We start from the raw sequence: 20,731 nt of genomic DNA on the forward strand, positions 1-20,731 counted from the left end.
AACATGACCACCACGAATCCCCTCGGCGGCACAAACATGCCGTTACACCGTTCGTTCTGGCTGGGCCTGAAAGTCCTTGGCAGTGAATTGACCTGGCTGTTTCTGCTTGCGCTGCGCAACTGGGAAATCGCGCAACTGCGCAAACGGTTGCGCCAGGAATACCATGCCCTGGGCATGATCGAAGCCGCCGGAGCCGGACTGGAGTTGGCCAAGAACGAGCAGGAGCTGAACATCTTCGACGAGAAGGAGCTGGCCATCAAGCAGATCGCGTTTCTGCTGGACGAAATCGAGTACCTGAAGGCACGGCTGAAGGAAGAGCGAACCGAATACGTCCAACGCCGCGTTCAAAAATGGAAATTGCCCAATGAATCATCAACCGCGTCGATCACTTCATGACCTACAACCGAGCAAGGAGAAACATATGTCGTCACCTACGGTCGTTATAGGCTCCGACCATGCCGGATTTGATCTCAAAGTCTCCATTACGCGCCATCTGCAAGAAGCGGGTTTCGAGGTCAAGGATTTGGGAGCCCGCTCCAAGGAGTCCTGCGACTATCCCCTTGTGGCCGGCGACGTTTGTCGGGACGTCCTGGCTTCGGGACATCTCGGCATCCTGATTTGCGGCACGGGCATGGGCATGAGCATGGCCGCCAACCGCTTTCCCGGCATCCGCGCGGCCCTGTGCACCAATGAATACCTCGCCCGGATGACCCGAGCGCACAACAACGCCAACGTCCTCTGCCTGGGCTCGCGGGTCCTGGGCGACGAGCTGGCCAAAAGCATCGTCGACGTGTTTTTGGCCGCAAACTTTGAAGGCGAGCGCCACCAGCGCCGCATCGAGCAGATTGAAACCCTAAACGCCAATTTATAAGAAAGGATCGCCACCATGAACACCACCGAACCGAACCAACACGCCGTCAACGTCATCAAGGGACTGGTCATGGACGCCACCCGAAAGGCCAATTCCGGCCATCCGGGCGGGCCCATGTCGTCGGCGGACATGGCCTATGTCCTGTTCCACGAGTTTCTGCGCCACGATCCTCGGGATCCGGCCTGGTTCAACCGGGACCGTTTCGTGCTTTCCGCCGGACACGAATCCATGCTGCTTTACAGCCTGCTGACCCTGATCGGGCACCTGAACATCCAGGATCTTCAGGACTTCCGCCAGCTGGGCAGCCGAACCCCGGGCCACCCCGAAGAACACATGACCCCCGGGGTGGAAGCCACTACCGGCCCCCTGGGCCAGGGCTTGGCCATGGGCGTGGGCATGGCCGCGGCGGAGCGCATGCTGGCCGTCCGCCTCGGCGCGGACGTGGTGGACCACTCCACCTATGTCCTGGCTTCGGACGGCGACATGCAGGAACCGGTGGCCCTGGGCGCGGCCAGTCTGGCCGGACACTGGGGGCTGGGCAAGCTGATCGTGTTCTACGACAGCAACCAGATTCAGCTCTCCGGGCCCACCAGCCGTACCGACTGCACGGACTATCGCAAGCTCTTCGAGGCTTTTTGCTGGGACGTCCTGGAAGTGGACGGCCACGATCACGACCAGATCCGCGAGGCCATCCGCCGGGCCAAGGCCGAAACAGCCCGCCCCACCCTGATCATCGGCCGCACGGTCATCGCCAAGGGCACGGCCTCCATGGAAGGAGATTTTGAAACCCACGGCGCGCCGCTCAGCCCGGACGAAATCAAGGCCACCAAGGGCAAGCTCGGCCTCCCCGAAGATGAGACCTTTTACCTCCCCCAGGACGCCGTGAACCACTTCCGCGCCCGATTTCCTGAATTGACCCGGGAAGTCGACGCCTGGAAGCGACACGTCCAGGAGAAGAAGACCGCGGATATGACTTTTGCCCAAACCTGGGACCAGCACGTCGCTCCGCCCTCGCATCGTTCCTTCACCTGGCCGGAACTGGACGTCACGAAAAAGGTTTCCACGCGCAAAGCCTTCGGCCAGTGCCTGAACGAGTTGATCACCCAATTGCCGAACCTGGTGGGCGGTTCGGCGGACCTGGACCCGTCCAACCAGACGACCAAGTTCCGGGATACCACCGGCATCTTTGGCCCGGACAACCCCATGGGACGCAATCTCAGCTTCGGCGTGCGGGAATTCCCCATGGGCGCGATCCTCAACGGCATCGCCCTGCACGGCGGCTTGGTGGCCTTCGGCGCGACCTTCCTGGTCTTTTCCGACTACCAGCGCAACGCCGTGCGCATGTCCGCCATCCAGAACCTCCCGGTCCTGCATGTCTACACCCACGACTCCTTCTACGTCGGGGAAGACGGACCGACCCACCAGCCCGTGGAGCACGCCTGGTCCCTGCGCCTGATTCCCAATCTTCTGGTGATGCGCCCGGCGGACGTCGTGGAAAGCCGGGTCATGATGGAGGTCGCCCTGACCCAGGACAAGCGCCCTTCCGCCCTGCTCTTCACCCGCCAGGACCTTCCGGTCTTGAACCCCGAGACCTTCCCCCAGACAGCCGAAGCCGCTCGCCGCGGAGCCTACGTCCTGCACGACCCCGCCGACGGCGCCCCGGAAATGCTGATCATCGCCACCGGCTCCGAAGTGCACCTCGCCCTGGAAGCGGCCAAAATGCTCCCGGACCAGAAAATCCGGGTGGTCAGCGCCCCGTGCCTGGAACTGTTCGAGAAACAGACCCAAGCCTACAAGGATGAAGTCCTGCCGCCCCGGATTCAAAAACGCGTCGCCGTTGAAGCCGGCCGCTCCGATCCCTGGTACAAATACGTCGGCCTCGACGGAGTCGTCCTGGGCCTGGACCACTTCGGCGACTCCGCCCCAGCCGGCGCCCTGGCCAAAAAATACGGCTTCACCCCGGAACACCTCGTCTCAATCATCCAGGCGAAATACGCATAGCCGCCAAACGAGAACCAATGGGAAACGAACAACTTCAGGCTTGACAGGCATACCTCTCCCAAGCTAGATGCCTCCCTTTACGCCGGGGTGGTGAAACTGGTAGACGCACTGGACTCAAAATCCAGCGGGGGAAACTCCGTGTCGGTTCGATTCCGACCCCCGGCACCAAAGAAAATCAAGGGTTTACGATGAAAATCGTAAACCCTTTTTTTGTATGACCTCCTGCAAAATCCATTTTTTATCCAACTCCTGTCCAACCAATCTGTTGCAGTCCTCTTTCTACAAGATCAAAATCACGCCTTGTCCCACTTCCTGACTCTCGAGATTTCTGATCAACAATCTTCAAATAATCGAGTTCCTGCCAAAGATTTCTTCGGGAGATTGGCTTGGTCAGCCAGAGTCCGTCAAGCACGATTCATGGATTATCGGGATACTCTGATTAAAAATAAGCGGTTACAGGCCAGCGTGTTTCGACAGCATCTTCTCCAAATCATCGACTCCTACTGGTTTGCCCAGGTAGTCGTCCATACCCACAGCCAGAAAACGTTCCCGGTCGCCGGGTTGGGTATGCGCGGTCACGGCGATAATCGGAATGTTTCTTTTGCCGCCGAGAGACGTTGACTCCCGGATGGCTTTTGTCGCCTCGTCGCCGGTCATTACCGGCATCTGAATGTCCATGAGGATGCAGTCGAAATCATTCTGTTTCAGGAAATCCAATGCCTCCTGGCCGTTATTGGCCAGGGTCACGGCATGCCCGATTTTTTTCAGGATTGACCGCATAAACAATTGGTTCAGCGGATCGTCTTCAGCCAGAAGGATGTTCAGACGCTTCTTGGCCTCTCCCGGCAGAGATACGGCAGCATCAAGTTCAGCATTGTCCCCTACCGGCAGACCAAAGGGGAGGACAACATGCACCGTTGTCCCTTGGCCGACCACGCTTTCCACGTCAATGTTCCCACCCATCAACGCCACAAGCCTGCGGACAATGACCAGGCCCAGCCCCGCGCCCTGATAAGGCCGGGTGTAGGAGCCGTCCACCTGGGCGAAGGGTTGGAACAAGTCCTTGAACTTGTGGTCAGGGATGCCGATGCCGGTATCGCAAATGGAGAACATGATTCGTGTGTCTGCGCCTTTGGCGGCGGAAAGGGCGGCCAGGTGGAGCTGGACGGAACCCTTGTCCGTGAACTTCAAGGCGTTGCCCACCAGGTTAAACAGGATTTGCTTGACCCGAACCGCATCGCCCACGATACGCTCAGGAACGTCAGGAGCTTTGGTGGATTCCAGGGCGAGTCCTTTTTGCCGAGCGGTTACAGTGAACAGGCCGTGGATGGACTCCAGAATTTCGCTAAGGTCGAACTCCGCAGGACAAATGACCATCTTTCCTGCCTCGATGCTGGAGATGTCCAGGATGTCCGAAAGGAGGCGGGTGAAACGGTCCGATGACTGGATGGCAGCGGCAACGAATTTCTGTTGTTCCTCGTCCAGAGATGTGGTCTGCAAGAGTTGCATCATGCCCATGATGCCGTTGAAGGGCGTGCGTAGTTCGTGGCTCATATTGGACAGGAATTCGCTTTTGGCCCGGTTGGCGGCCTCGGCTTTCTCCTTGGCATGGATGAGGGTTTGCTCCGCTTCCTTGCGTGCCGAAATGTCCAGCACAAAGCCATCGTGGTAAAGCACCTCGTTGCCTTGGTCACGGACGGCCCTTGAACTTACCAGTGCCCAGAACATGGTGCCGTCCCGTTTCTTGACCCGCACCTCCCAGTTCACAATCAGGCCCGGCTCATCCATCAATGCCTGATATCGACGGCCGTCAGCAGGATCATAATATAACTGTTCTGTGATGATCTTACCTTCACGTAGCATCTGAGCTGACGAGTCATAGCCCGCCATTCGGGCAAAATAGGAGTTGACCTTGAGAAATTGCCCCCCTGGAATCGTCCAGAAAATCCCCACAGGTGTGTTTTCAAAAATATCCTGATACAAGCGTTCCGTATGCTCGGCATACTTCGCCAGCTCTTTGTTCAACTTGCGTATGTGCGTGTAGGTCTCGATACTTTCCAATGCAGACGCACAGGAGAGCAATACGATGGAAAGCAGGGCAAAGCTGGTGTCGGAAATCTCTGACTTGTCCTGGTCCAGGATGCCGACAAACATGCCCCTGGTGCGGTGCGGTGTAGCCACCGAGCGCAGCAAAAGCACGTTTTTGCTGACCTTACTCGCTAAAACAACAGGTTTGTTGCGCTTGAGAACCCAGGCAAAATAGTGATCCTCTATAAGCTGTTCAACTTCAATCCCAAGGGCCTCCCCAACTTCCGGGACATCGCAAAAGGCTTGATAAAAGGAGTTGGAAGGCTCATCCACAAGATACAATGACACGGCCTTGAACTTGATCAGAGTCTTAAGGCGATGCGCCGTTTCACGCAAAAGGGACTCTCTATTCATGGACTTGTCTGCGGACATGTCAAAGGAGCCTAAACTGGCAGCCATTTCCAGGGCATCAATTGAGTGACGCCGTTGCTCGCGCAGGAAGCGGACTTCTTCCTCAAGACGAGCAATGCGATCTTCAGCGGAACTCATGTTGGGTGCTTCCTGTTGAAAAAAATATGGAAAATTTCATCAATCTGTCTTTGGGCCTGCTGAACCATTGGAGCCAGGTCAGCGATATCAAGCTTAAGGATTTCCCAGGCCGCATTATGTAAATGAGGAAACACCCCCTCCCCACTGGCTCCGGAACCGACGGCCAGGGCCAAGGTGTTGGCCAGATGGATAGTGCTCACATCCTGGATATACTTTGAATTGCTTGGCTCGTGGTGGTAACGAACCATGTGCTCCAAGGTCGAGGGCATTCTCCAGCCTTTGCAAAGCATCCCGCCCACCTTGGCATGGTCATATCCAAACAGCCTTTGTTCCGCATGAAACAAAGGAATCCCTTCGAACCTGGACAAGGCCATGGCGTCCAAACAACGCTCGGGGGACTCCTTGATCATCAGCAACCGCCCCAGGTCATGGAGCAGGCCGCCCACGAAAAAACGCTCGTCACTCCCTCCCTTACAGTTGGAAGAAAGCAAACTTGCATAAACCCCACAACTGATGCTGTGTTCCCAGAAATCCTTCATGTCCAGCACGTCCAATGGGATGCCGTCAAAAACTTCGACCACGGAAATACCCATGGCCAGAGAGGTCAGCTCTTTGGTGCCCACAAGGGCCACGGCCCTGCTGATGGAATCAACCTTGGAAGGAAATCCGTAAAAGGCGCTGTTCACCAGCTTTAAGAGCTTGGCTGTGAGGCTACTGTCCTTGCCGACAACCTCGGCGATATGGAACGCGGAACTCGTGGGCGATTCCATGACCTCCATGACTTTATGAAACGTTGTCGGCAGGGAGATTAATTCCGTCTCACCTCGGACAAGGCGCAGGGCCGCCCGGACCCCCTCTTCCGGCGAAATGGGAGGGTCGGGTAGATCTGTCGGCTGCTTGAGCCGTCCATCGTCCTGGGGCAAAACACCCCCGTCGGCCAATTGCTGTGCGGTCCTTTCGAGGGCGATCCTGGAAATTTCAGCCATTGCCGGATGGTCCACGTTCGCGTTGCGCAGCCACGGCCGCAAAAACAGTCGGCTCTTTTCGAGCAGTTCCTGGTCGATTAAGGCCATCTTGGCCTCATGCAAGCGTTGCTGGTCCTGCCCAGGCACGTCCGCCTGTCTGACCCCCCAGGATTTGCAGGTCTTGATGGTCCTATCCTCAAGCACAGTTCCCTTGGGAAGCAGAAAACGTCCCTCAGGAGTCAACAGGTCCGATGCCAAAACCATCCCAGGCTCAACAAAGTCGATATTTACAAGGCCCATATGTTTCTCACCTCAACCAAGATTAGGCCGAATTGTTGTTCAGCAAAAGGCTACTTGTCCACTCCTGATATCCGCTGATCAGACAAGTGCTCTACCGATCTACGCATTAACTCCTCCACCATGTCGAAAGCCCTGCCCCAAGGCCTTCTCCAGGTCCTCCATGCGCACCGGCTTGGCCAGATAATCGTCCATGCCTGCTTCAAGAAACTTCTCCCGATCTCCGAGCATGGCGTAGGCGGTCAGGGCGATGATGGGGATTCTGGGTTCACGGTTCAACGGTTCACGGTTCACGGTTGGGGCCGTGGTGTCGTCGGGATGGGTTGCATTTTGCGCAACTCCGTCGGGCGCACCGCGGTGCGCCCCTACATCAATACCGTCAACCGCTATCTTGCCAACCGTTGAACCGTGAACCTTTCCACGTGAACCGTGAACCCCTCCCTGAACCTCAATGGCGCGGATGCGCCGCGTCGCTTCCACGCCGTTCAGCACGGGCATCTGCACGTCCATCAGGATCACGTCGAAGTCCTGACCTTGATACAGGTCCAGGACCTGCTGTCCGTCCTCGGCCAGGGTCACGGTGTGTCCCGCCTTTTCCAGCAGTTTCATGATCGGCATGGCATTGGACGGTTCGTCCTCGGCCAGCAGGATGCGCAGACTTCGCTTTGCTTCGGCCAAATTTCCTGACTCTTGCTCAGCGGCAATGCTCACTCCCTCGGGCAATTTGAAGGGCAGAAGCACACGCACCGTGGTCCCTTCGCCAACGACGCTTTGCATGGAAATCTTCCCGCCCATAAGGCCCACAAGACGTTTGACAATGGCCAACCCCAAACCGGCCCCCTGGAAGCTGCGGGTGTAGGAGCCGTCCACCTGGACAAAGGGCTGGAACAGGCTGTCCAGCTTGTCTTCCGGGATGCCAATGCCCGTGTCGGAGATTGAGAAAAGCATATTGAAGGCGTCATCCTTGCCGGTGCCCAGCGAGGTCATTTCCAGCCGGACATAACCTTGTTTTGTAAACTTCAAGGCATTGCCCACCAGGTTGAACACAACCTGCCTGACTCGCGCCTCGTCGCCGAGGAGGTGCGCGGGGATATCCGGATCAATGGCACATTCCAGATTGACGCCCTTGTCCCTGGCCGTGACCTTGAACAAATCGGAAACCGAATCGCCAACGTCCTGGACCTTGAATTCGGCCTCAAAGATATCCATCTTCCCCGCCTCGACCCTGGACAGGTCCAGGATATCCGAGAGCAGCCGGGTCAGCCGGTTGGCCGAGGACTTGGAGAGGTTAACATATTGTTGTTGATCGGCATCCAGGGTCGTTGTCTCCAGGAGCTGCATCATGCCCATGATGCCGTTGATGGGGGTACGGATTTCATGGCTCATGTTGGCGAGGAACTCGGATTTGGCCTGGTTGGCGGCTTCGGCCTGTTCCTTCGCCTGGATCAAAGCCTGTTCGGCCCGCTTGAGATCAGTCAGGTCGATATCGATGCAGAACATTTCCGGTAGCTGGTTAGGTTTCTGGACAATTGCATGGCTGGAATAGACCTGAATATGTGATCCATCTTTGCGTTTGAGCTGAAGTTCGGCGCTTGGAATCGGGATTCCGCTTTCAGACATGTCTTTCATTTCCCGAATGACGTCTTGGCGCATATCGGCTGGAATAATCAGGTCCACAAGATTCTTTCCAATAGCTTCATCCGGTGAGAATCCATAGAATCCTTCAGATGCTCTATTCCAGAAGAGCGTTATGCCGTCCATCGCATATCCCTGGACTGCGACAGTGGGCACATTCTCAAACAGATTGCGGAAACGTGCTTCACTCTCTTGCAGTGCCTCTTCGGCTCGTTTCTGCTCTGTGATGTCCCTGAATTCAACAACTCGAACCATTTTACCCTTGTATGGAATATTTCTCGCCTCAAGGCGAAGAGGATATTCTTCCCCATTTTTGCGTAATCCGAAAGCTTCATAGGGTTTTTCATACCCGGCAAGAATATTGCTCATCACCACTTCACGGGACTTTTCTGCTATCAGGAGCAGTCCATCCATTCCGATAAGCTCATCATAACTAAACCCGGAAATTTCCGAGAGCCCATGGTTGCACTCCAGGATGATGCCTTTATCGTGAATGGTGATGCCGCCGAAAGATGCATTGTGAAGAGCCTTGAAACGCTCTTCGCTTTCCCGCAGCTCATCTTCAGCCCGCTTGCGATCGGTAATGTCCCGGGAAAAAATACTGACACCGATGACCTGGCCATGCTCGTCACGGATCGGGCTATGGGCGACTTCTAAATACACCCTGGAAAGGTCCTGATTGCCGGAAAAAGCCTCATCTATGAACGATTCACCACGCAAGGCCCGATCCAGATTACGACGGGAAATCTCCTTGTCCTCCTCAATGGTTTGATATTCATAAAGACTTTGTCCAATCTTGATGTCCACGCCATACAGCGCCTTCATCCCCTGGAAATGCCTTTTATTGAAACTGGTGTATCGGTATTCGCGGTCCAGAGAGAAAATGGGGGTGTGGCAGCTCTCCATGATCCCCTCCAGCAGTGCATTCTTGAAGCGCAATTCCTCCTCAGCCAAATAACGTTCCGTAATGTCCCGATTGACAACAATGGCAGCTTCAACATTTTCCTGTTCGTCAAGCACTGGTGCAGTATAATTGAGGATAATTTTTTTCTTGCCGTCAAAAGCGTCGATTTCCAGTAGTTCATCAATTATGGTTACCTTCTTATTCACGGAGTGTGCTAAGGCCCAGTCTTCTGGAGCAATTTCCTGCCCGGAAGGAAGGCGTCTGGCCTTGAATACACCGTATTCACTGTGATCAACTTTGGGCTCCATCCCCCAAATACTTACACCTGCCGGATTGCCCTGCATGAGTTTTCCGTTCTTGTCCGCAATCCACAAACCGATGGGCAATAATTCGAAGACTTTTTTGAACAGGCTCTGGCTTTTTTGTAGCGCCGTCTCAGTCTGCTTAATCTCAGTGATGTCGCGAATCACACCAACCAGTAGTTTTTCACCAGTATCGGGCATTGTAAGTAACGTTTTCTTGGTGGAGATCGCATGCCGCACACCATTCAAGTCGGTAAAATACTCTTCGCTAATGTTACACTCTCCGGTTTCAAAAACAAATTTGTCTTTTTCCCAGAATACATCCGCTTCTTCCCTGGGGAAAAATTCGTAGTCGGATTTGCCGAGTAATTCCTCGCCAGAACGGCCCATAAATGCGCAGAAAGCTTCATTTAGCCGTATCCAGCGGTGATTCATGTCTTTAACGAATACAGGATCTGGGACAGCGTTGAGGATAGTATCCAGGTAGGTCTCAGCATAGCGGCGTTGTTCCACTTCCTGGATGAGGCGCTGCTCGCTTTCCCGCAATGCTTGTTCTGCCCGCTTGCGGTCGGTGATGAACCGTGCCTGCTGCAGATTCTGGTACGCGGAGTTTGAAAGCTGGGTGGCGAGTGTAAAGAGCGCGTTGGCAATCTGCTCAAACTGCTGGCGTGACATTGCAGGCACTTCACGAAAGGCTTCTGCCGCGACATCTTCATCGACACCAATAGTTCGGGCGTAAGCGCGTATTTTATCCTCGTCCTGCTCCTCGTCGCGCACTTGACCGATAAGCCAGTTGGCGATGTGACGGTCGCCAACATAAATGGCTGCACCAGCATCCCAGAGACCGCCGCTCAGGCAAGTCTGCACTACGGGTCCGCCAGGATTCATGCGCCCCAATTCGGAGTCAGACTTGATGCAGTTGGCATGGCCGATTTCGGTTTTGCGAATTATTTCGCACAAACGACAAAAGTTGGTCGGTGCAGTGATGGGTGTACCGTCGGGATGCGTGATCAGAGCCGCCACATTGGTTGCCTTGGCGAAATCATCCTGCAGGCGCTGCAGTTCGGCAATGCTGAACAGTTGATCAAAACCAAACCATTCGGAACTGTCCAGCGGCTGTGTAAGCGCCACCAGACGTTTTTCCAAGGCATCCTCGGCCTGTTTGCGTGCCGTAAAGTCTCTTGTGCTGAACAGAATTTTTTCTGGATTGCCGTGTTCGTCATGAATGAACTTTCCGACGGTCTCAAACCAGAGATAGCTCCCATCCGCCCGACGGTACCTGTACTCGACCTTTCGTCCGTCCTCCCTGTTGGCCAAAAAAACCGCAAAAGCGGTTGCAACTGCCTGGTAGTCATCAGGGTGGACATGCTCCATGACGTTTGCGCCGATCATTGCGTCCAGGTCATACCCCAGAACGGCATGGGAAGGCGCGAGGTACGTATAGTTGCCCTCCAGGTCGGTAATGGACACCAAGTCAAACATGTTTTCCGTAATGGAATTGAGTCGTTGCGTCTGTTCTCGCAATCCTTCATCAGCCTGTTTCCGTGCGGATATGTCCGTGGTGAAGCCTTGATAGTAAATTATCGCACCAGTCTGATCCCGAATCGCCCGTGCGTTGCGAGACACCCAGAAGATTGCCCCGTCCCTCTGACGAAACCGACATTCGTGATTGACCACCTCGCCGTGCTCTTCAAGCAACCGGATGAATTCCTTCCGGTCTTCCGGGTCGGCATACACCTGGGTTGCGATGTCCGTGACCGCTTCGATCAGTTCATCTGGCGAATCATAGCCATACATCCTGGCAAGGGCAGGGTTGGCCGAGATAAAGCGCCCCTCGGGCGTGGAGGAGAAAATGCCGATGGGCGCGTTATCGAAGATGTCCTGAAGATCGACGCCCGGCACAGGGTTGGGTCCGTTTTGGGCTGGTGATCGCTTGGGCATGAAGGACTCCAAGGGGTTCGAGGAAAAAGTGGGAAGGTTCACGGTTCTACGGTTCACAGTTCAACGGTTGAAGGCATCCTGGCTTACTTCGCAGGTAGGGTGAAACACACCGTGGTCCCCTTGCCCAGCACACTTTCCGCCCGGATTTCCCCGCCGTGCTGCTCGATGAACTGTTTGCACAGGACCAGCCCCAGGCCGGTTCCCTTTTCGCCTTCCGTGCCCAACTGCCGTTTCTCTTTATCCAGGGTGAAGAGTGTGGACAACACATGCTCCTTCATTCCGATGCCGTTATCCTGAATCGACACCCTGACCGTCCGCCCTTCCTGGCGAGCCCTGATGACGATCTCGCCGCCCCGGTGGGTGAACTTGATCGCATTGAAGAGGACATTGCGGATCACGGTCTTGAGCATGGGCTGGTCGACAAGAACCGTCAGACCTTGGGGGAAATCTTTGCGGATTGTGATATCCTTGGCCCTGGCCATGTCCTGGCCGGTGGAGAGCCCCATGGTCATCAGGTCGTTCAGGCTGCTCGACGTGGGCGCATAATCTATGCCCCCCTGGCTCATGCGTGACCATTGCAGCAGGTCTTCAAGAAGTTCAAAAGTGTTGACAGCGTTTTTGTGCATTTCCTTCGCAAGAAAGCGGAAATCCTGTTCGGAAAAGAGCTCAGGTTCCATCGCCAGCATTTGCGTCGATCCCACAAGGCCGGACATGGGTGACTTGAGGTCGTGGGCAATGATGGTGAAGAGCTTGTCCTTTTCGGCCAAGAGGTGTTGTAGTTGTTCGGTCTTGTTCCTGATTTCGGCCTCGGCTCGCTTGCGCTCACTGATTTCGCGAACAAAAACCAGGGCTCCATCCTCCCCTTGATAGGTGATGGGCACCGCGGACACTTCCACCGGCACCCTGGTTGCATCCAGGCGAAGATAGACCTGTTCCAGATTTGGCACGGCCTGTTTCTGCTCGTTGAGGAGCCTGGTCCTCTTTTGAACCTGTTCGCGGAACTCCTCGGGGGAGCGGTCCATCACGGACTGCCTGAGCAGCTCCGACTGGGAATGCGCGCCAAAGAGAGCCAGGGCAGCCTGGTTCAGGTAGGCGAACTTGAGATCGGTTTGCACGAAAACCGCATCAGGTGCTCCTTCCACGATGGAGCGAAACCGTTCCTCGCTTTCCTTGATTTGCTGGGTATCCTGGAGGCGCATCAGGGCTATACCGATGCTATCGCTGATCTTTTCAAGGAAGTGAATCAAGTCCAGGTCGAAAAAGTCCTTGCGGTGATCATTGAGCTGGAGCAGACCCACGATTTCCAGGTTCGCCCGCACCGGTACAAGGGCCACGGATTGATACCCTTGGTGGATGCATGTGTTTCTGGGATGAAGCCTGGGGTCTTGATTTCCCGGCAGTTCCAGCAACGGGAACGAATCATTGGTCCAGCAACTACCATTGGGCGTGAACAGCGGGTTTGAGGGGTCAGTCTGCCCTGTAAGAACCAAGCCGCAGGTGCATTCCAATGCGGGCTCCCCGGCGGAATTCCTGCAGACATCCCCATGCGAGTCACGCGCCAATAAGGTGTTCTCCTGATGCAGAAAATCCTTGGAGAAACCATGATGAGCATAATAGGGGAAGTCGTCTCCCTTACGCAGACGAATGCCGCATGCGTCGATCCCTGTTTCCTGCTGGATGCTTTCCAGGATAAGATTGATACCATTGGCGAGATCTTGCGAGTTGTTGAGAATTGCGAGAATTCGGGCCACGAGTTGCTGCCGGCGTTCGAAGCGGGCTTGAGAGCTGCGGTCGTTGAGGACGAGTAAAAGATGCCGGACAGTTTGTTTTTCTTGTTGTCCGTAATGGATGTTCTCCACGCGTCCCGTGCACCTGACCTCAAGCTCTCCGGCCTTAGCGTTCAATCTGAAGTCGAGGTGCTTCTTCTCGGGATTATTGAAAAACGACTTGAAGCGGCCGTAGAACGCGGACCGGTCAGTGGAGACCATCAAGTCCGCCAAAGGCTTGCCAATCAGGTGATGGGGCTCGAGGCCAATCATGGCTGCGAATGTCTTGTTCGTCTGGAAGATGACCCCTGCCTGATCAATGATCAGGTACCCAGCCGGGGCAATGTTGAAAAGCTCCGCGTAACGTTCTTTGACGGATTCCAACTGTCTCTGGGCATTGCGCAGTTCCTCGTTTTGCAGTTCCAGTTCGATCTGATTGACCTGATAATCATGGATCAGCTCCCTGACCTTTTCCGGCGGGAGATCCTCGACAGGCCTTGATGTGTCGGCCAATAGCGCTTCGGCCTGCTTGCGCAATTGCTCATTTCCGGCGTTAAAATCTTTGTCCATGCGAATCCTCTGTCAACCACATTTGCACCGGCTACTGGCGTGTTCCCTCAGATTGGTGGAAATGTTTCTCCAGCACCCGATTCAAATCCTCCATCTTCACCGGTTTGGCTAGGTAGTCATTCATCCCGGCTTCAAGGAACTTCTCTCGATCACCGAGCATGGCATAGGCGGTCAGGGCAATGATGGGGATTCTGGGTTCACGGTTCAACGGTTCACGATCGTTGGGTTCACGGTTCAGCGGTTCACGGTTCACGGTTGGGGCCGTGGTGTCGTCGGGATGGGTTGCATTTTGCGCGACGCCGTCGGGCGCACCGCGGTGCGCCCCTACATTAATACCGTCAACCGCTATCTCGCCAACCGTTGAACCGTTGAACCGTGAACCGTGAACCTCAGCGGCGCGAATGCGCCGCGTCGCTTCCACGCCGTTCATCACCGGCATCTGGATATCCATCAGGATCAGGTCGAAATCCTGCCTGGCGAGCGCATCCAGGGCCTGCTGCCCATCCTCGGCCAGGGTCACGAAATGCCCGGCCTTTTCCAAGCGTTTCATGGTTGGAAAGGAATTTGACGGTTCATCCTCGACCAGGAGAATGCGCAACCGTGGGGAGGAAAGCAAAGACGCTCCGTCGGAGAGTTCCGGGGAAGTATTGCCACGAACCTTGAAATACAGGGCAAAATGCACTGTGGTTCCCTGCCCGAGGGCGCTTTCGATACATAACCGCCCATCCATGAGTTCAATCAGCCGCTTGACAATAGCCAGCCCGAGTCCCGCGCCCTGGTGCGTCCGCGTGTAAGAGCCATCCACCTGCACGAAGGGCTTGAACAGATCGTTAAGTTTATCGTCAGGGATGCCGATGCCCGTGTCGGTCACAGAGAACAGTATCCGGACGGCCCCTTCCTGCCAGGAGCGGATCGGTTGCATCCGGACGGCGACCTTCCCGCTTTCGCTGTATTTCAGCGAATTGCCCACAATGTTGAACAGAATTTGCCGCAGCCGGGCCTCGTCGCCCATCAGCCTTCCGGGGATCGCCGGGTCAATGAAGCATTCCAGGCCCATTCCCTTTTTTCTGGCCGTCACGGTGAACAGGCCGATGATAGAGTCTTGCAGCTCTGCCATGCTGAACTCGGACTCGTGATACTCCATCTTACCGGCCTCGACCCTGGACAGGTCCAGGATGTCGGAAAGCAGCCGTGTTAAGCGCTCGGCGGAAGAATTGGTCAACTGAACGTATTGGCGCTGCTCTTCGTCCAGCGCTGTAGTCTCCAGAAGCTGCATCATGCCCATGATGCCGTTGATGGGCGTTCGGATTTCATGGCTCATGTTGGCCAGGAACTCGGACTTGGCCTGATTGGCCGCGTCGGCGGCAAGCTTGGCATCACGCAGAGCGGACTCCAGACGCTTCTGCTGAGTGATTTCGGTGGTCAGGGTCGCCACGCCCAGAAGGTGCTGCTCATCAGTGTCGTAGACCGGGAATTTTTTTGTCAGAAAAGTCCGCATGGTCCCGTCGTCACCGGGAAAAAATTCTTCCGTTGTATGGACCTGTCCAAAAGGGAGACCCAAGGCTTTCTTGTCGTTTTCCATGTAGGCCTGGATTTGTGAATCCGTGGCCAGCCCTTTGAAAAGTTCGGCATCCGTCCTGCCGACAAGTTCCGCTTGGTTCGCGAATCTCGTCAGACGCAAGTAGGCCCGGTTTACCGCGATGTATCGAAGCGTAGGGTCTTTCATTACCGCGATGCTGTCGACGTTTTCCAGGATCTGCGCCAAGGCGCGCAATTCTTCCTCGGCTTTTTTGCGCTGGGTTATGTCGCGTATCAGCTCAACTGTATAGAGGACTTGTCCATCCCCTGAAAGAATCGGATTGGTCCGGCAATTGAGGTGCATGTTCAGTTCCGGCACAAACTTTTCCAGAGCCACCGGGCGCTTTGTTTGGATGGCTTCCAGGGTCGCACAGGGTTTGCAAGGAGCGTTTCTGCCGATGAGCTCAAAGCACCTGGTTCCTTCAAGGTGCTCCTGGTTCAGGTTCAAAAACTCGTATCCGGCCTTGTTGTAGAGCACCACGCTCAGGTCCGGTCGCTTGACGCTCATGATGTCGGGGATATTGTCCAGTATCCCTTCCAGCAGCAGGGTCTTCTCCCTGAGTTCCTGCTCCCGCTTCTTCCGTTCGGAAATGTCAAGGCCAACACCGGTGAAATACTGCTGACCGTCGATGGTCAGCAGGGCTGCCGTGAAATGCATCGGAATACGGAAGCCGTCCTTGGTTTGCAGATACGCTTCGGCCTCGCCATACCCCTGCTCCATGGTCCTGGCGATGCCGTGGTTGACGGCTGCCTGGCTTTCCGCATCCCCCCAATACCAATCCATCAGGTGCATATTCGCCAGTTCGTCCGCGGAGTACCCGGTCAGGGTTTCGTGCATCTTGTTCCAGCGAATCAGCTTGCTGTTCGCGTCGTAGACATAAATCATTCCTGGGCTGCTGGTGAAAATTGCCTCGGTGAACGTCTTCTCCATCCGGTATTCCGCTTCGGCAACTTTTTGCTGGGTGATGTCTCTCAGGAACCCTTCGTAGACGAAGTCGCCGGTTCCATGCCTCTTGAGCCTGGTGTCCATGGAAACCCAGATCGTACGCCCATCCGTGCGTTTCAACTCAGCTTCAAAACTTTTAACGACATGCTGCTTCTGCAGCAGATCCACATAGATTTTTCTGTCTTCGGGGCGGACATAAAGCTGTTGGGCAATGTCCGTAACGTGTGCGATCATTTCTGCGGGACTTTCGTATCCGATCAATTGTGCGTAGGCGGTATTCAAGGAAAGATAGCGTCCTTCAGGAGTCGATTCAAAGATTCCAATAGGTGCATTTTCAAAGAGTTCCCGGTACCTGGCCTCACTCTTTCTGCGTGCGTCTTCCGCTCGCCTGCGCTGGGTAACGTCAGTGATGAACCCCTGATATTGAGCGATGTTGCCTTCTGCATCCCGAACACCACGCCCACTTCGAGACACCCAGATGACCGTACCATCCCGGCGAACCATCCGTAACTCCTGGTCCTTGGCCTCGCCTTGCTCTGCAACAAGGCGCTTCAATTCATCTCGATCAGCAGGGTCGGCATAAAGTTGCGCGGCGATGTCCGAGACGGACGCAATCAAGTCCTGTGGGGAGTTGTACCCGAACATTGTTGCCATGGCCGGATTGGCCGCCAAAAACCGGCCATCCGGGGTGGACGTGTAGATTCCGATGGGGGCGTTGTTGAAAAGATCCTGGAAATCGGCAAGGGCTTGGAAGGGAGTGGTGTTGGAAGATATAGAGGCGTGATCCATGGATGACCTTCATGCAGGTAAAAGGAAGGAGTTCAGGAGCCGTAATCAGGGTGGCCCGTGACAGATCAGAATGTACATACTGATTTGTGATTAATTTGTGAATTATTGCCCAAAAAATATCGTAACTCTCTGGTCCACAATCAAATTTCTTCGGGAGATTGCCTTGGTCAGCCAGAGCCCGTCAAGCCCCGTGGCCCTGGAAAGGGCAACATAAAGTTGGCCATGGGCGAAACAGCATCCACCTCGGAGGTCGAGGCACACCTTGGGAATGGTCATGCCCCGGCTCTTGTGAATCGTGATGGCCCAGCCCAGGCGTAGCGGGTACTGCTCAAACTTGCCCACACTTCCTTTTCCAGCTTCCCGTTGGCCCAGGTGTAGGCGATGGATTCCCAAAAGCGTATACTTGAGCTTGCAGTAGACAAGCTGCGCAGCGCAGGACAATACGCAGAGCAGCTCTACAGCGCCATGATATCCGAAGTATTCGGGGCAGCTATCGACTTTTTTTGTCTGGACCAGGAATTATGTCAAAGATCATAGATGGTTGCTTTGCAGGCAGCAACCTCGAAAGTTGAGGGCGTAAGAGTTAAGCTGGCCGGGTAAGGCCTTAGGTGATGAGGACTTCCCCGGTTTTTTTTTGGCAGTTGACACGGTTGAAAAAAGGCAGGAAGAAATGCCAAAACTTGTCGCAACTTGAACAAAGTTGAAATGTTTTTGCAGCCCCTAATCTGGGCTACGCCTGATACTTTCCGCCTGTATTCATTTGCTGCCATCCTTTCCCCTTGATCTCTCGGGAGCCCGTATGACGCAGAAGCAAGCCCCCTGAAATTCCTGCCGCTCAAGTAGCCTTTCCCAACTCCCACTTCAGAATGTGCTCCAGTATCAGGGTATCAACATGGACACCACCGAGACAAAGCTAGCCGAGCAAGCCTTGCAGGAAGATGCTGCTCGACGCCGTATTCTGGTTGACCAGTCCAGGGATGGAATCGTTGTGCTGAACCAGGACGGAAGCATCCATGAAGCGAACAAGCGTTTTGCTGAAACGCTCGGATACACTCACGAGGAAGTTCTTCAGCTTCACGTATGGGACTGGGACAAACAGTGGTCTCGCGACCTGCTCATTGAGATGATACAACAAGTCGGGGCAGAAGGTGACCACTTTGAAACACTCCACCGACGTAAAGACGGCACATTCCTTGACGTTGAAATCAGCACTAACGGAGCCATGATTGGTGGGCGAAAACTCGTATTCTGTATTTGTCGTGACATAACCGTTCGCAAGCGAGCAGAGTATGAAAACGCCAAGAGTAGAGAGATGCTGCTCCAGGCTGAAATTTTAGCGAGGTTGGGCTGTCTGGAGTGGGACATCCCTAACGATACTTGGTTCGTCTCGGACAATTGGCGTCGTATTATGGGCCATAACTCCCCACGGTTGTCTTCGTCGGAATTATTCGCCTACGTTCACCCAGAAGATAGGTGGCGTGTCAGGAAGGCTATTGCCACGACCATGAGCACCGGGAAGCCATACGATATTCAACACCGCATCCTGCAAGGCGACACTGGCGAAGTCTGCCATGTTCAAACCTATGGGGTGGTGGAGCTTAACAAGTCAGGCGAGCCTGTTCGGGGCTTTGGGACTATTCAGGACATCACCGACCGTAAACAGGCCGAGGAGATAATCAGGGCCGCCAATGAACAGCTTCAGAAGGCCAATGCTGAAAAGGACAAGCTTTTCTCCATCATTGCCCACGACCTCAAGTCGCCCATGTCCGGGCTTGTGTCTTCAACAAAGATGCTGGCTGATGAATCAGAAGTGTTTTCTGAACAGGATATTCGCACCCTCACAAGGGAAATGCATAAAAGTATAAAGAATACGTTCGCCCTCCTGGAAGACCTGTTGCAATGGTCCCGCATGAACCAGGGTGGCATCGATTACGCACCAACGCCATGCAGCTTGAATGAGCTGCTCAACATGGGACTGTCCACGGCCCAAGACTTGGCCAAGAGCAAGGGAATCTCCATCCGCCAAGATGCTCATCAGGGGCTGACCGTCCTGGTTGACCAGCCCATGATCAAGACCGTGATCCGCAACATTCTCTTCAATGCCGTCAAATTCACCCGGCGCGGAGGCGAGATTGCCGTTTCCTTTAAACAGGAGGGTCCGACCGCAACCGTGGCAATTCAGGACACTGGTGTGGGTATGAACGAGCAGGTGCTGTCTTCAATTTTTACCATAGAAAAAAAACGACAGTTGGGCACTGAGGGCGAAAAAGGCACCGGTCTGGGGCTGATCCTGTGCAAACAGTTCATTGAGCAGCACGGTGGGCAAATCTGGGTGGAAAGTGAGCCTGGCAAGGGCACGACGGTGTTTTTCACGCTGCCGGGTTCACAAGAAGACTGACCGCACACGCTGGGAAGCCAGGAAGCACGTCGAATCCCTGCTGGCCATCATGAAGACCGCCATCATGCACGACCACGCCCTGCTGATCTCCGGGTTCGGCAAGTTCGAGGCGTATGCAAAGAAGGCCAGGAAGGGCCGCAACCCGGCGACCAGCGAGGCCATGACCCTGGAGCCGCGCAAGGTGGTCGTGTTCAGGCTGTCGAAGAAGTTGAGGGATGAGTTGAATTAGTGGTTGGCATCAGTGAATAGCAGAACATGAACCTCACCTTCACCGGCCCCTTCACTTTCGCAGGCCCTGACTCAGTCTTTGAGGCCCCCTGCTCTGCTTCGGCTGGCGCCTACCGCACTGCTGAGAGCGAAGGCGTTCCCCTACCCTGGCCGCATACCCGGAAACAATCTGCTCAAGCTGATCCTTGTCCGTGACGGCCTTGGCGAAGGTCCGCGAGCAAACGATGCTTTTGGCCCTTGCGCTCTGCCCTCGACACCAACAGCTTTCCAGAATTTCTCGGGTCGCCAGGAATGTTGGCAGTGCCAACGGAATGGGCGCAAACAGTGCGGCTTTATGCGGTTGGCGCTTTCCTCTACCATCTTGGATTCATGCTGCTTTATTCATGGCATGGATCGTGCTTAAAGAGATGCAAGACCACTACGGTCCAACCTCAACAGGAGAAATAATCATGAAGAAGCTTCTCGCGATTGCAATTATGGCGGTTCTGCTCTGTCTGTCCGGGCAGGTTATGGCCGAGACGATTACCGATGTATGCGTGGACAATAGAGATGGGACCATAACGGACAAATGGAAAGGCCTTATGTGGCAGATTCCGACGGCTGGTTCAATGAACTGGAATGACGCTGTGAGTTACGCCTCCGGACTTTCACTGGGTGGCCATTCGGATTGGCGGTTGCCAACCACGAATGAGTTAAAAAAGCTGTACAACTCGCCATGTAAAAGAATGATGGACGTTAAGCCAGGAGACTACTGGTCGTCCAATGGGTCTTCTGATCAAGCCTGGGCCGTGCACTTCCACGACGGTGTCGAGGGCCGCTACAATGCGAACAGCGGCTTTCACGTGCGGGCAGTGCGTTCGGCACAGTGATGGATGATTTGATTCTTCGGTGATTTGGCCCTTTGGCCAGGATGAGGTTGTCGCTGAGGACAGCCTCAACCTGCCAAAGAAGAAGCCTGAATGT

Annotated in this window: 12 protein-coding genes and 1 tRNA gene; 7 read left to right on the top strand and 6 right to left on the bottom strand. The window is 55.0% G+C overall.

Annotated elements, in window-relative coordinates; all coding sequences use genetic code 11:
* Positions 1 to 3: 3 nt before the first annotated feature.
* From AC559A_RS08915 to AC559A_RS08930, 4 genes are all read left to right on the top strand, one after another.
* Positions 4 to 396, top strand: a complete 393-nt coding sequence (locus AC559A_RS08915; protein WP_498817566.1) for a hypothetical protein — start codon at positions 4 to 6, stop codon at positions 394 to 396.
* 25 nt (positions 397 to 421) lie between these two features.
* Positions 422 to 871, top strand: coding sequence for a ribose 5-phosphate isomerase B (gene rpiB / locus AC559A_RS08920; RefSeq protein WP_498817567.1), 450 nt, complete (start codon positions 422 to 424; stop codon positions 869 to 871).
* A gap of 15 nt (positions 872 to 886) precedes the next feature.
* A complete protein-coding gene (gene tkt, locus AC559A_RS08925; RefSeq protein WP_498817569.1) occupies positions 887 to 2,872 on the top strand; it encodes a transketolase in 1,986 nt (661 codons plus the stop codon).
* Between the two features lie 81 nt (positions 2,873 to 2,953).
* A tRNA-Leu gene (locus tag AC559A_RS08930) sits at positions 2,954 to 3,040 on the top strand.
* 285 nt (positions 3,041 to 3,325) lie between these two features.
* On the opposite strand, the gene AC559A_RS08935 is transcribed toward AC559A_RS08930, so the two are convergent.
* The 5 genes from AC559A_RS08935 to AC559A_RS08955 form a co-directional block, all read right to left on the bottom strand.
* Positions 3,326 to 5,449 carry a PAS domain-containing hybrid sensor histidine kinase/response regulator gene (locus tag AC559A_RS08935; protein WP_498817571.1) on the bottom strand — a complete coding sequence of 708 codons (2,124 nt, stop codon included), beginning with the start codon at positions 5,447 to 5,449 and terminating at the stop codon, positions 3,326 to 3,328.
* Positions 5,446 to 6,714 (bottom strand): HDOD domain-containing protein, encoded by a 1,269-nt coding sequence (locus AC559A_RS08940; RefSeq protein ID WP_498817573.1) that lies wholly within the window; start codon positions 6,712 to 6,714, stop codon positions 5,446 to 5,448. The genes AC559A_RS08935 and AC559A_RS08940 overlap by 4 nt, the downstream gene beginning before the upstream one ends.
* A gap of 99 nt (positions 6,715 to 6,813) precedes the next feature.
* Positions 6,814 to 11,493, bottom strand: coding sequence for a PAS domain S-box protein (locus AC559A_RS08945; RefSeq protein WP_498817575.1), 4,680 nt, complete (start codon positions 11,491 to 11,493; stop codon positions 6,814 to 6,816).
* A gap of 83 nt (positions 11,494 to 11,576) precedes the next feature.
* On the bottom strand, positions 11,577 to 13,829 hold the full coding sequence (locus AC559A_RS08950; RefSeq protein ID WP_498817577.1) for a PAS domain S-box protein: 2,253 nt from the start codon (positions 13,827 to 13,829) through the stop codon (positions 11,577 to 11,579).
* Between the two features lie 31 nt (positions 13,830 to 13,860).
* Positions 13,861 to 17,142, bottom strand: coding sequence for a PAS domain-containing hybrid sensor histidine kinase/response regulator (locus AC559A_RS08955; RefSeq protein ID WP_498817579.1), 3,282 nt, complete (start codon positions 17,140 to 17,142; stop codon positions 13,861 to 13,863).
* An 892-nt stretch (positions 17,143 to 18,034) separates the two neighbouring features.
* On the opposite strand from AC559A_RS08955, the gene AC559A_RS08960 reads away from it, so the two are divergent.
* The gene (locus AC559A_RS08960; RefSeq protein WP_498817581.1) at positions 18,035 to 19,540 is read left to right on the top strand and encodes a sensor histidine kinase; all 1,506 of its coding nucleotides are present in this window, start codon (positions 18,035 to 18,037) and stop codon (positions 19,538 to 19,540) included.
* Entirely contained in the window at positions 19,488 to 19,769 is a 282-nt protein-coding gene (locus tag AC559A_RS08965) for an HU family DNA-binding protein (RefSeq protein ID WP_498817716.1), read from the top strand. Before AC559A_RS08960 ends, AC559A_RS08965 begins: the two co-directional genes overlap by 53 nt.
* A 51-nt stretch (positions 19,770 to 19,820) precedes the next feature.
* On the opposite strand, the gene AC559A_RS08970 is transcribed toward AC559A_RS08965, so the two are convergent.
* The gene (locus AC559A_RS08970) at positions 19,821 to 20,075 is read right to left on the bottom strand and encodes a DinB/UmuC family translesion DNA polymerase (RefSeq protein ID WP_498817583.1); all 255 of its coding nucleotides are present in this window, start codon (positions 20,073 to 20,075) and stop codon (positions 19,821 to 19,823) included.
* Positions 20,076 to 20,217: 142 nt separating this feature from the next.
* Here AC559A_RS08970 and AC559A_RS08975 point away from each other — a divergent pair, with 142 nt between their 5' ends.
* On the top strand, positions 20,218 to 20,637 hold the full coding sequence (locus AC559A_RS08975; protein WP_498817585.1) for an Lcl C-terminal domain-containing protein: 420 nt from the start codon (positions 20,218 to 20,220) through the stop codon (positions 20,635 to 20,637).
* The last annotated feature ends 94 nt before the right edge of the window (positions 20,638 to 20,731 follow it).

The sequence above is a fragment of the Desulfonatronum zhilinae genome (assembly GCF_900182865.1).
GTDB classification, from domain to species: Bacteria; Desulfobacterota; Desulfovibrionia; order Desulfovibrionales; family Desulfonatronaceae; genus Desulfonatronum; species Desulfonatronum lacustre.

Excerpts from the sequence above, each read along its gene's own strand:
- AC559A_RS08915 (WP_498817566.1), top strand. The coding sequence starts at position 4 with ATGACCACCACGAATCCCCTCGGCGGCACAAACATGCCGTTACACCGT.
- rpiB (WP_498817567.1), top strand. The coding sequence starts at position 422 with ATGTCGTCACCTACGGTCGTTATAGGCTCCGACCATGCCGGATTTGAT.
- tkt (WP_498817569.1), top strand. The coding sequence starts at position 887 with ATGAACACCACCGAACCGAACCAACACGCCGTCAACGTCATCAAGGGA.
- AC559A_RS08935 (WP_498817571.1), bottom strand. The coding sequence starts at position 5,449 with ATGAGTTCCGCTGAAGATCGCATTGCTCGTCTTGAGGAAGAAGTCCGC.
- AC559A_RS08940 (WP_498817573.1), bottom strand. The coding sequence starts at position 6,714 with ATGGGCCTTGTAAATATCGACTTTGTTGAGCCTGGGATGGTTTTGGCA.
- AC559A_RS08945 (WP_498817575.1), bottom strand. The coding sequence starts at position 11,493 with ATGCCCAAGCGATCACCAGCCCAAAACGGACCCAACCCTGTGCCGGGC.
- AC559A_RS08950 (WP_498817577.1), bottom strand. The coding sequence starts at position 13,829 with ATGGACAAAGATTTTAACGCCGGAAATGAGCAATTGCGCAAGCAGGCC.
- AC559A_RS08955 (WP_498817579.1), bottom strand. The coding sequence starts at position 17,142 with ATGGATCACGCCTCTATATCTTCCAACACCACTCCCTTCCAAGCCCTT.
- AC559A_RS08960 (WP_498817581.1), top strand. The coding sequence starts at position 18,035 with ATGGACACCACCGAGACAAAGCTAGCCGAGCAAGCCTTGCAGGAAGAT.
- AC559A_RS08975 (WP_498817585.1), top strand. The coding sequence starts at position 20,218 with ATGAAGAAGCTTCTCGCGATTGCAATTATGGCGGTTCTGCTCTGTCTG.